At 53.3% G+C, this 11,919-nt stretch carries 10 protein-coding genes; 2 read left to right on the top strand and 8 right to left on the bottom strand.

Annotation, left to right across the window (positions count from 1 at the left end; genetic code table 11):
- Nucleotides 1–10: 10 nt before the first annotated feature.
- Complete coding sequence (locus tag ABDB91_RS01560; protein WP_347489868.1) at nt 11–397, bottom strand: hypothetical protein; 387 nt, start codon at nt 395–397, stop codon at nt 11–13.
- 270 nt (nt 398–667) lie between these two features.
- Between ABDB91_RS01560 and ABDB91_RS01555 the strand changes: the two genes are divergently transcribed.
- Both ABDB91_RS01555 and ABDB91_RS01550 read left to right on the top strand, forming a co-directional pair.
- Complete coding sequence (locus ABDB91_RS01555; RefSeq protein ID WP_347489867.1) at nt 668–853, top strand: hypothetical protein; 186 nt, start codon at nt 668–670, stop codon at nt 851–853.
- Nucleotides 850–1,155, top strand: coding sequence for a type II toxin-antitoxin system RelE/ParE family toxin (locus ABDB91_RS01550; protein WP_347489866.1), 306 nt, complete (start codon nt 850–852; stop codon nt 1,153–1,155). The genes ABDB91_RS01555 and ABDB91_RS01550 overlap by 4 nt, the downstream gene beginning before the upstream one ends.
- 105 nt (nt 1,156–1,260) lie before the next feature.
- Here ABDB91_RS01550 and ABDB91_RS01545 read toward each other — a convergent pair whose 3' ends face one another.
- The 7 genes from ABDB91_RS01545 to ABDB91_RS01515 form a co-directional block, all read right to left on the bottom strand.
- Entirely contained in the window at nt 1,261–1,881 is a 621-nt protein-coding gene (locus tag ABDB91_RS01545; protein WP_347489865.1) for an S-layer homology domain-containing protein, read from the bottom strand.
- A gap of 116 nt (nt 1,882–1,997) precedes the next feature.
- The gene (locus tag ABDB91_RS01540) at nt 1,998–5,636 is read right to left on the bottom strand and encodes a hypothetical protein (protein ID WP_347489864.1); all 3,639 of its coding nucleotides are present in this window, start codon (nt 5,634–5,636) and stop codon (nt 1,998–2,000) included.
- Between the two features lie 215 nt (nt 5,637–5,851).
- Nucleotides 5,852–6,400 (bottom strand): hypothetical protein, encoded by a 549-nt coding sequence (locus tag ABDB91_RS01535; RefSeq protein ID WP_347489863.1) that lies wholly within the window; start codon nt 6,398–6,400, stop codon nt 5,852–5,854.
- A gap of 108 nt (nt 6,401–6,508) precedes the next feature.
- The gene (locus ABDB91_RS01530) at nt 6,509–8,968 is read right to left on the bottom strand and encodes a LuxR C-terminal-related transcriptional regulator (RefSeq protein ID WP_347489862.1); all 2,460 of its coding nucleotides are present in this window, start codon (nt 8,966–8,968) and stop codon (nt 6,509–6,511) included.
- Between the two features lie 64 nt (nt 8,969–9,032).
- Complete coding sequence (locus tag ABDB91_RS01525; RefSeq protein WP_347489861.1) at nt 9,033–9,710, bottom strand: histidine phosphatase family protein; 678 nt, start codon at nt 9,708–9,710, stop codon at nt 9,033–9,035.
- On the bottom strand, nt 9,682–10,845 hold the full coding sequence (locus ABDB91_RS01520; RefSeq protein ID WP_347489860.1) for a DVU_1551 family NTP transferase: 1,164 nt from the start codon (nt 10,843–10,845) through the stop codon (nt 9,682–9,684). Before ABDB91_RS01520 ends, ABDB91_RS01525 begins: the two co-directional genes overlap by 29 nt.
- Nucleotides 10,842–11,891 carry an XdhC family aldehyde oxidoreductase maturation factor gene (locus tag ABDB91_RS01515; RefSeq protein WP_347489859.1) on the bottom strand — a complete coding sequence of 350 codons (1,050 nt, stop codon included), beginning with the start codon at nt 11,889–11,891 and terminating at the stop codon, nt 10,842–10,844. Before ABDB91_RS01515 ends, ABDB91_RS01520 begins: the two co-directional genes overlap by 4 nt.
- Between the last annotated feature and the right edge of the window lie 28 nt (nt 11,892–11,919).

The following is an 11,919-nucleotide window of genomic DNA, read 5'->3' as shown; positions in this document are numbered from 1 at the left end:
CCAATCCTCCCTATCCTTTATTACGCCAAGCAGCGATATTTAAGTAAAAATCATTGAAGTCGTTGTCGGTGGAGTCCTCTACGCAATAGTTATAGATAAAACCAACATTGCGCCCGCTGCTGTCCAATATCGCATCCCCGGCATTGGATGTCCTCAGTTCGGCAGTGGTGTCCACGGTTATCTCGAAGCGAAGATTCGCGCCGCCCCGGTAGGTATCCGCGCCTTGCGACAGATGCTGGATTGATGTGCTTTTTGTATTCTTTTCAACCATGAGATAAACTGTACTGTCATCCCGAAGTACAATCTTTCCCGTGTTAAGGCATTGCGAGCATATATGCCAGCACATGTAGTCGTTTTTTCTTACATTTTCCAAGTAAACCGTTGTTGTCTTAGCCATTATAAGCATGCTCCCCTTTCATTTCGTTTTTGATTGTATGCAGGCATAAAAATACACCCGCCAGTTTTATTATAGGGTGCGGAATAAATCTTTCATATTGGACGGTGTCCATTTATTTTTTCGTTGGCGGAGTGATTTCCGCTTAATCTCAAAGGGCGTGTTCTCCATTTGCCGTCGATCTCCAGTCATTTCCCTACAAGGGTTCCCTTGGTGACTATAATGAATAAGTGTCTTTTTATGCTATACTATAGGCAAAGGAGTGTGAAGGTGATGTCAAAGAGCGATGTTATTAATATGCTGATGAAACTACCCGATGAAATAATGTTTGATGAAGAATATCTAATTGACGCACTTTATAATGCATATTTAAAAGCAGGCATTAACGCCGGGCTCGAAGATATTGAATCAGGCAAAGTATATACTCAAGAGCAGGTTGAAGCGATGTTCTGTCAATGAGATACCGCATTTGTTGGTCTAATCAAGCAATCGAAAGCCTTGAATCAATCAAGGCATACATAGCCCGATTTTCTCCAGCCAAGGCTGAAAAAGTAGTGAGCGATTTGGTTATTTACGCAAGACAACTCGAAAGATTCCCTTTATTGGGTGTAACCGACAAGCGCTTTGGCGATGATAGTCTGCGTAAATTGATACAAGATGAGTACTTCTTAGTATATCGTTTGCAGGATAATAGGATAGAGATTTTGGATGCTTTCAGCAGCAAGCAGGATTTTTTGGCGAGATTTCTGAGAGATAAATGAAGTATTCCATAATGTTGGAAAGATGAGATTGGTCTATTTTGATAAAACAAAGAACAGCGCACAGACTGTAAACTTCAGTCTGCGCGCTGTTTTTTGATTCAATAACTAGTTTGTTTTTCTTACGCCGTTTTCATCGACTTCGTAGTTGTCGATTTTGGTGTTCTTGGCAAGGGTACCGTCAGTGTTGAAGTAGTACCATTTGCCGTCGATCTCCAGCCATTTTCCGGCAACCATGATGCCGTCCTTGTTGAAATAGTAGGTCTTATTGTTGCCGCTGACGCCCAAATCCTCAAAACCGACCAGCATGGTCTTGCCGGAATAGAAACGCCAGTTCCCTGCATTATCTTTCACCCAACCGCTTTTCAGAGAACCGTCCGCATTGAAGAAATATTTCATGCCGCCGATGGTCTGCGTTTCGGTGAGGGCTTTACCGTTTCTACAATACAGCCATTGTCCGTCATCGTTCAGCACCCAGCCCTGCGCGGTGGCAAGGTCCATGGTCAGCTTGATGTAACGCTGCAGCATGGAGGAAACTTCCGCACGGGTGGCATTTGCCTTCGGGTTGAATTTATTGTCCTGCTCACCCGTCATGATGCCCGCCTGCTGTATAGCTGTGACCGCTGTTTTGTAGGCACTGCCGATGCCGGAAGTATCCGCAAAGGTCACTGCGGTACGGGTAACGGGCAGGGTGTAGCCGGTTGCCTTGGCGTAGTTTGCCAAAATCACCGCGATTTCCTCACGGGTGATTGCTCTGTCCGGGGCAAAACGGCCGTTGCCAATGCCCTGAACGATGCCTTGTTTGTACGCCCATTCAATATACGGTTGATAGGGACTGCCAATTTTTACATCGGTAAAGCTGCCGGTCGTGTGCCGATCATGGTTTTAGCTGCATCGGAAAGGTTGGCATTGGGCACAATAGCAATGCTGATATTGCCGGTGCTCTGCTTATGAATTTCCGCCAGCGCCTTTTTGTCGAAGGAAACCGTCACCGGGGAGCCGTTCAGTTCAAGGCTGGTTACTCCCGCGTCGACAAGGCTGTTCAGGGAGCTGCTTGTCAGGGTTGCTGTCAGGGCGGTTGCGCCCCGGGGCATGGTAACATTCAGCGCAACGCCGGTTCCGTTGGCGGTTTTGCCCTGTGCTTTGGCATCAGCCTGTGCTTTGGCGATGGCATCCGTTACGGATTGCTCCGGGATGGACGCGCTTGCCGCGCCGTTCGTTCCTGCTGTCGCTGTGACAGGAGCCGATACTGTTACCGGCTGGTTGGGCTGTTTTTCCGGTGTTGCAACAACCGGTATGGCAGTATCCGGTGTGGTCGTGCTGCCGCCGGAGGAGGAACCGCCCCCGGAGGTCACCGGTTCAATTCTGACATACTTGCTGGCGGTGTAGATTGCCGCAGTAGGGCTTGCCACCAGCTGCGCTGTCGCCGCGCTGTCGCCCGCGTAAACGCTGTGCCGATAGTTGGCGCCAAAGGTGGGCGCGCTGTTAAAGGCAAAATGCCCATCGCCCTCCGCGTTTTTGGCCAAGGCGGTAATGGTGCCACCACTAATGACAATGCTGTCGCCGAACAGCGCGTTGGAAGTCTCGGAGATAAGCACCAGCGTACCGCTGTTGACAGTCAGCGTGCCGCCGTCTGTCTTTAAGCAGCAGGCCAAGCCGGAGCCGTACTCGCTGACGACAAGGCGGCCGGTGGTGCTGACGGTTATATTTTCGCCTATGATACCGGCGTGCACATCGTAAATAGTCAGATTTCCGCTGCCGGTCAGCACAACGTCGGATGAAGATGCCCAAACGCCGGTTTCGATAGAATAGCCGGTTGTTACTCCGGTGGGGACCGTACCCAAAACGTTGCTGCCCACCAGGCGGATCGTCAGATCCTGCTGGGCAAGGATAGCCGAGCGGTTCGCGTCGCCGTTATCAACAAGGACAGAGGCGTTATTCAGCGTCAGGGTTCTAGTATCGGGGTCGTAGCTGACGCTGCCCGAAATGCCGTTGCCGGTAATTGCATCCTTGTTGGCGCTTGTCACCGCCACGCCACCGACCGTGACGCCGGTGCCGGTGCTCGGCGTATAGTTATATGCCGCACTCGCGAGAGACCACGGACCGTCAGACCATGTTGATCCGTCGCCAACGGCCAGCACCTTGAAAGTATAGCTTCCGGCTCCCGCCACTGCGATTGCGGAGGTAAAGTCATATTCCGCGGCGGTACTCCTGACAGGGCTACTAAGGGGAAAGCCTCCCCTGTAAAGCTGCACCCTGTAGCCGGAAGCGTTGACAACCGCATTCCATTTTGCTTTGCCGGGAGTTGTGCCGTCCCATTCCAGAACATCGGTGAAGGCAAGCGGGTTAGGGGAAGGCGTACTCCCTTTATACACCGCCACCGTCTGCGAAGCGGTGGTTACATGAAAATTTCCGAAATCCGCTATGTTAATCGTTACATCGCCTTGCGTTGTTACACTGGAAAGCGCAAGCGTCCATGTAGTGCCGGAGCCTAAAAGCGTTCCCTTGGCGACTGCGCCGGTACCGCCTGTAATGGTGATCTTATCGGCTGTCAGTCCGGTTACCGCTTCACTAAATGTAAGCTCAATGCCGGTGGAGTCGGCTGTGCCGCTGGTTCCGCCGGTCTGTGCTGCCGTGAAGGTGATGTCGGTAAGAGCATCCTCATACTTTGCCGTAAGCTTCACCGCTTCGGCAGGCATAGTAAAGGTTGTGCTGGCTGCGGTTGCATCAGCAAGGGTTACGTCACCGCTGGCGACCTGCCATTCCTTGAACGCATAGCCGCCGTTGGGGCTTGCGGTCAGCGAAACTTCCTCATCCTTTTCCGCAAATGCAGGGCTAGCGCTGGCTGTGCCGCCTCCATTCGTTTGGACGTCGACAGCGTATTTTATGGCGGAACGGCCGGTTACAAAGCTGTCGTTAGTGCGAAGTTCCGCATATGTGCCAAAGAGTGCGTCTGGATAGACGAAGATGGTGGCATTGCCGTCAATTTTTGCGCTGTCGATACCCCCTATCGGAGCAATGGTTGCCAGGAAAGTGCCTGCTTTCAAATGCATTTCCACATTGCCGCCGACTACACCTTTGCCACTAGTGCCGTTACCACTGCCGAATATACTTTGGAAGGTGCCGCCCTCCATAGTCATGCTCACGTCATGGGTGACATCGCTTTCCAACCCGCCGCCGAAGATTTCTGAATGGAAGGTGCCGCCCTTGATATGGACGATTACATTTTCCACATCGGCCCATAAACCGCCGCCGAAGAGGGAGGCAAGGTTGCCGCCCTCGACATTGATTTGCGCCGTATCTGTGACCGGGGCGCTCCAACCGCCGCCGTAGAGGTAGAAAATATTCGCGTTCGCAACGGCAACCTCGGTGTTTTGGACAGAAGCGGAAGCATTATCGCTGCCACCAAAGACCGCTTCGGAAAAGCTCCCCCCCGTAATGGTAAGCTTTGCCGTTCCCGTAACCGAGCCTTCGTTGCCGCCGCCATAGGCCCATAGAAAGCTGCCGTCTTTTATCACGACATTGGTGCTTCCCACGGTGTTGGCCTCGAAGCCCGCACCCCACAAGGTGCTGTTTATGAATGTGGCGTTCTCTACCGTTACATTCGCGCAGCCCGATACGTTTGCGCCCGCCAGCGCGCTGCCGCCATAGGCATGGTTGGTGAACGTGCCGTCATGTATCGATAGATTTGTATCACCCGCTATGCTGCCGTCCCGGCTCCCTCCGTAGACTGTTTTGTTAAACGTGCCGGAAAGAATGGTGAGCGAGGTATCGCCTGTGTGATCTCCACTCTCCCAGCCGCCATAGATAACATAGCCGCTGATGTCCTCAAAAACCGGAACGGCAAAATCCGTATCCGCCGCCAAATACATATTCGTGCTGCCACTCACCTCTTTCACAACAACCGGCGTACCGTTTGCGTAAATGCGAGTGCCGTCTTCTGTTGGCCCTCCTGCGCCCATTGGCGCAATGCCGCCCCACGCCTGCAGCGCAGTTATTTCTTCCACCGTCACGGTAATCGTCGGCGCGCTCACGTCCGCCGCCAGCGTCAAGCCCTCCGGCAAATCCAGCGTGGGGGTAAACACATAGTCCCCCTCAGTATTACCGTCATAAACCGGGTCGGAAGTCCAGCCGTAGACAGCCATGGCGACGGTGGTTTCTGTTCCCGGTGTTTCGGGTTGCTGCGCGTCGCTGTCCACCGCGGCATCATCATCGCTTACGTCAGCCGTAATCGCTGAGCCGGTGGTGACAGTTGCCGTCAATTTATCCGGCAGGTCAAGTTTCTCCTCGGCTGTGCCCGCCTCCACGGCTTGCTCGGATACAGCGGTATCCAAATCCGCAAATCCGGTGATTACACCACTGATCACCGGCGGCGTACCGGAATCTGTTGTTCCGGTTTCGGCAAACGCAGCCATGGGCAGCATGCTTGCCATCATGCACACCGACAAAATCAGGCCGCCGATTCGTTTCCATGTTCGTTTCATGCAAATATTCCCTCCATTCTATGTTTCGCTTTCAAAGCCTGTTTCGTCCGCCGGCAATATCCATGAGTTCGTCAAGGCTCAGGCTTGCGTTGGTCGTTTGTATTTTCCTCATGCCCTTCACTCTCTGTTATGCCGCATACAAAGGATTTCATCAATATCCGTGTCCGCCGCAATGGCAAGAATGGTTCCGGCGAACAGAGCCTCAGCGTACTTTTTCACATGGCTTCATTCTCCTTTCCGGCGGGCGGGACAGTCAGCGCCAGATTCGTCAGTTCTTCCGCGTCGATTTTCAGGACATCGCCCCAAAACAGGTTTTCCCCGTCCGTGCTCGCAGCCTGTAAAACCTCCGGCTCTTTCAGCGGACTGTAACGGATGGTGTGCAGCCGGTTTGCCATGTTCAGCATAAGGATGCTGCCGCTTTTCATTTCCAGCCGCAACCGTACGCCGTCCAAAGGCTGAATACGCAGAATGCACATGCTCTCGCCCGGCGCCTTCATCGCCATGTTCACTGCTTCCCTGGCGAAAATCTCCAGCTCGTCATTGCTACCCGCGGCAAAAATGATTTTTGTTCCGTCCGTAACAGCGGAACGGAATAGCGCATCGCTGTTCAAATCATAGTACCGGGTAGTGCGCAAGCGGTTTTTCATATTCAGTTCCAGGACACTTCCGCTGCCGAACTCAATATGCAGGCGGTAATGGTCAAGGGGAGTCACCGTCTGAATCATGGGGATATCCTTTTCCTGTCGTGACTTTTTACCCGCCATAGGCCTTCCTCCTTTCCTGTTCTTCCATATTCAATTGGATCTGGGCATAAAAAAACACACCCTTATTGTAGGGTGCGGAATAAATCTTTCATATTGGACGGTGTCCATTTATTTTTTCGTTTCCGTATTTTTCAGCAATTCACGGGAGGAAACGCCCTGTTTATTCAAAACGCTGCTGACGGTAGCTCTCGCAGTAGAGAAGGATACATTCAGCCTGTCGGCAATCTCCTGATTGCTTAAGCCCTTTTGCAGCAGCAGGAGAACTTCGTTCTCTCTGGGCGACAGAGGAACCTTTCGGCGAATCGCCGCCAGCCCGTTCTCCAGCGTAACCGCCAGCGCCGTTATGCTCTCCCGCGCCTTGCTGGCACAGCCGGTATCGGGCAGCAGCTTTTTGATCCCCGCATAATTTTCCGCAAAGGGCAGGTATACACCATCGGGCAAAGCCATATCCAAAGCGCCGGCGGCGGCTTCCAAAGCCCGCGAACGCTTCCCCAGCGCGTCAAGGGCTTGCGCCTGGTACAGCTTTATGTAAATCTGCGGCAGCAGGTTGGGGAAGATGAAGGACAGCCCCAACCCGAATTCGCTGACCCCAAGCAGCTTTTGATATTCTCCCCGCTCCAGCAGAATGCGCCCGTAAATAATGTGGGCGAAGGGCTGGGTCATGATAACCAGCCGCCTGTCGTTTATTTCTCCACTGGCAAGCCAGGGGGAAACCTCGTCCCTGCGCTGAAGCAGCAGGTACAAAAATCCGCAGGCCAAATCCAGCGTATAACGGCATAAGTCCTCGGTGTTCTGGCGGGAGCGTTCCGCAAGCGAAGCAAGAGCGTTTTGCAGCATGGCCTCATCCCCCCGCAAGAGGACGATGCGGGCCAAAAGGAACAAGCCGCATTGGACAATGCTGTTCTGGCGCTTGCCGTCGGCGGTAAAGATGGCCTTGTGGCAAAGCATTTCCGCTTCGTCCAGCTCGCCCCGCATCAGATGCGCTTCCGCCCGCATAATGAATTCCGCGCCGCTGCCATGCCCGCCGGTCAGCGTATAATAAAAGGGCATACACTCGTCCATCTGCAAAAGTTCCTCGTCCAGCTTCCCGCTTTCCCGATAGAACATATACAATACCGACGGGGAAACGAACGTCCATGTGCTTTTGACACTGATCAGGGTGGCGGGGCCGTTCAGCAGCTCCAGCGCTCTGCGGTGCCGCCGGCTCATGGCATCAATGCGGTTGTATTCCAGAAAGGACAGCAGCAGCTCCATTTCACCGGACAGCGCATTTTTTTGGTCTTGGGGAAGATCACTTTGCTCAATAACCTGCTGAATTTCCTCTTTTAAAGTAAGGAGTTTTTGATTTTCGTGCAGGAAAAACAGGGTAAAGGCCAGCGGCACCATGGCAGCCGGGTATTTGCGCTTGATTTCAAAGGGCGTGTTCTCCATAATATCCAGTATCATGGGCTTTGTGTGTTCGTCCACCACATCCGCAATATCAAAGCTGGTCAGCGGCAGAGCGAGCAAACGCTCCCAATCGCCGGAGAGGTAATAAAAGCGCAGGGTATTTACCCGGTCACCGGCCTTTTCCGCCAGATCGCCCCCGGCAAGATAGGCAGCCTTTTGTTTTTCCGCCGGCAGCAGTTCGAACTGTCTGGTCAAAAAATTTTGGAACAGGGTATGCAGGTAAAACCTCCGGGTCTCCCGGTCGAAATGGACGAACACCCGCTTTTCCCGCAGGAGCCGCTCCGTTTCCTTCGCGCTCCTGCCGGACAAAGCTGTGGCCTGCGCCAGAGAGAAGCGCCCAAAGATGGAAATCGCGGTCAGAAACTCCCGCTCAAACGCAGGCAGACGGTTCCACAGGGCATTGTGAATCATGTTTTGGATGTTCCCGTCCTCAAACCGGCCGCTTTCGATAAAGGACAAAAGCTGGAGGTACAGCGCCATGACCCAGCCTTCGGTGATCCGCATCACTTCCTCAAGCTGCACAGGCGCGAGGGAAATACCGGCCTGCCGGTAATAGGCGTCAATATCCCCGGTACAGAAGGTAAGCACGGATTCCCGCAGGATTAAAAAGCAGTTGTTCTCCACAATGGAACTCTGCGCCGTCGAAGGCAGAAGCTGGGCGGCCGCTGCCACATGAAGGGCCTCGCCGCCATGGTGGGAGAGCGCCGTCAAAAACATGCCGGAGTTCGGCAGCTTCCACGCGGCGAAATCATCCAACACCAGATAGATTTCTTCCACGCAATGGAGCTTTCGGAAAATCTTCTCGATTTCCGGCAGGGTATCCTCATCCGGCGGGCCTACCGCTGTCAGCCGCCGGGCACTGTCCGGATCAAACAGTCCGATTAGCCCGCAAAAGGCTTTCCATGAAGCATCCGGCTGTTCTGCGGGAAAGGTATGCCAGATGATCTGTGCAGTTTTGGAAACCCGCGAGTCGAAAAAATGGCGCAGGGCCGTGGTCTTGCCGAAGCCGGAGGGGGCTTCCACCAGCGTCAGCGGATACGCCTTGATGGAGTTCAGACGCTCCATAAGCCTTTTAGGGAAAAACAGTGTTTCCGGTTTGATCCGTTTGGTCCGCGCCATGCTATTTCCCCCTTGCCGCGTCTTTTGTGCCGATATATTCCATCACGGATTTCTCTCCGTTTCATTATCTTTCCTCTACCATATTTCCTCTCTGCGAAATATTCAAGCGGCAAAGCGCGGGGAGCGTATCGGTTCTAGGAGAGCGATCAATATGTTCCAAGCTGTTTAACAGCTTTAACCGGTAACCATCTTTGTTGCGGCAGATGATATTCAGACATCCGTAACCCTGACAGATATGAAAAATATTATGTATCGGCATACCCAGAAGTTGACTGATAATAACCCGGTTAACCCCGGCATGACCCACCAAAAGCAAATCCCCGTTTACACTGCTCACCAGGCGATTAAAGGCAGTCATGATCCGGCGGCTAAAAGCGGAGAAGCTTTCGCCGCCGGGAGGCATATATTCTGCTATATTCGCCCCGCGTTTGGCAAATTCGGCAGGATGTTTTTGGCGTATATCCGCAAAACTGCGCCCCTCCCACTCACCCAGGCAAATCTCCCGCAAACCAATGTCAGCCACGGGTGACAATGTGTGCGCCCCGGCGATTATTTGAGCCGTTAGCAGTGAGCGGCTGAGATCGCTGCAATATACACCCGCCGGGGTAATGCCCGCCAACCGCTCCCTCAGCATCTTCGCTTGCCACACCCCGGCGCCGGTCAGCGGGAGGTCAATCTGGCCGATGAAACGTTTTTGCCGGTCTGTATCAATCTCACCGTGCCGCACCAGATAAATCAACATCGGCTTTATTTACCCCCCTGTTCCATCCCTTTAGCCATATATCCAATCGTTTTTCCAGCACCCGTTCAACGTTTTTCTTAATTGATTCCGCCAGCCGCCAGCGCTCCCGCACCGTTTGTTGAACTTCCGGCTCGGCGGCAAAACGCTTCATGGACTTCATAAACCGATGCTCGAGAGCAACTAAATTTTCACCGCACAGAAGCTTGTCCGCCAAATAAACCAGCTCTTTTTCACCAATCCCGACACCGGTTTTTAAACCATCCCCCATGTGACAGGTTACAATCCCGGCAACCCGGGGAAAGCCCATGGACGCAAGCAAGCTTGCCCCGGCTGCAGCATGATTCGGCATTCCTTTACGCACGTCGTGCAATAAGCCCGCCGCCTCGATTAAAGCAAGCTGCAGGCCATACCCACATTGGTTAAGACATGCGCCTAAAAATGAGGCCAGGGACGCCACGGCTCTGCCGTGAGCAATCACCCGGGAGGGAGTACCGGCCAATCGAAAGATAACCTCACACTCCATTTGATCGGGTATGTCAATGGCCGCGGCACGGCGCAAAAGACGGTGATAATCCTCCGGTGTGTCCATATCCAATAGCACTCCCCGGTCGGCCACCTCCACATCAAGAGCATCAGCCTCATGCCGGGCAAGAACTTCCCGCAGGTTGCCATCCGCCGAACAGCTTAAGATTTCCCCAATATATTCACTTGAAATCAAAGGGGGATGGCCCCGTTGCCCGGCAAAACAAGGATAAACAATGCCCGCCTTGTTCTTCCGCCAGGCGTTCAGCAATAATTTAACGGTTTGCGGCCTTACCAGCGGATTGTCGGCGGGCAACAGAAAGAAGGCCTCCAAGTGAGACGGAAGACCGGCTATGCCGGCGCGAACGGAAGAAAACATACCCTGCCGGTAGTCGGGATTATAAACAACCGACAGGCCCGGCCCCTCCAGCACGGGCTGCAATTCAATCGCCCGATGACCTGTTACCACCAGCACTTGTCGTATACCGGCCTCAAAAAAAACGTTTACAGCCCCGGCTATGACGGTAGTACCATTCAGCGGCAAAAGGGGCTTGAATTTACCCATGCGGGAGGAGCAACCGGCCGCCAGCACAACCGCGGCTGCACCGTTCATAACATACGCTCCGCTCTGAATTTGATTAATTCACCCACTATACTCACGGCAATTTCTTCAGGTGTTTGGGCACCGATGGACAAACCAATGGGGCTGTGCACCAGCGCCAGCTCCGCACTATCGTAACCCTCATTTCTTAATGCCTTGTAGATAGCATCCCGCTTGGTTTTGCTGCCGATCATCCCTATATAGCAGGCTTTGGAACGCAGCGCCAGTGCCAGCACTGTTCTATCATGCGCATGGCCCCGGGTTACTATGACCACGTAGCTATCTTTGTCAACTCCCAACTCACCCAAATCCGCAGTCAAACCAGGCAATACCATCGTCATGTCGGCATCGGGAAACCGCTCCCGGTTGGCAAATTCCGGCCGGTCATCAAGCACCACCACTTTGAAATCCGCTGTTTTGGCCAGCCGGGCTACTTGCAGTGACACATGACCGGCACCGAAAATATAGACAGTGCCATAACTGCTGATTTGTTCCACCAGAAAACTGCGGTCCCCCAAAGTCACCACCTGTGGATAGCGGCTGTCGGCCACGCGCAGCAGCTCATCCATTTCAGCCGGTTGCGGGGAAAATGTGCCCACCGGCTGTCTTTCCGCAACCACCAGGCACTGCCTTCCGGCGGATGTATCCACCTCTCCGTCGGGAACGGGGCTGATCAGCACAGCCCTCCGCCCGGCTGTCACGGCATCGCCCAGTGAACGATAAATCTCCAATAAATCTACATTTTCCGCACTCATATAATCCAATAGTATTTTAAGGTGACCACCACAAATCATGTCCATCTTATCGGTGATTTTTTTGTTCAAATTAAACTCTTTAACCAGAGCTTTCCCCTCTGTCATAACCCGGGCAGCCAGCTCAATAACCTTGGCTTCCACCAAACCGCCGCCAATGGTACCGATAATTGAACCGTCCCAGCGGATGATCATTTTAGATCCCGCCGTGCGCGGGGTAGAGCCGTAATTGGCTAGAATAGTGGCTAGAACAAAACTTTCACCCTGCTCCAGCAAACGCAAAACGTCCTGAAAAATCTTAACCATCAGATAACTCCTTCCAATTCACCCGGTC

This window comes from Desulfoscipio sp. XC116, assembly GCF_039851975.1.
GTDB lineage: Bacteria > Bacillota > Desulfotomaculia > Desulfotomaculales > Desulfallaceae > Sporotomaculum.
Note: the sequence above shows the minus strand (reverse complement) of the source record. Positions and strands in the feature narration are given on the sequence as shown.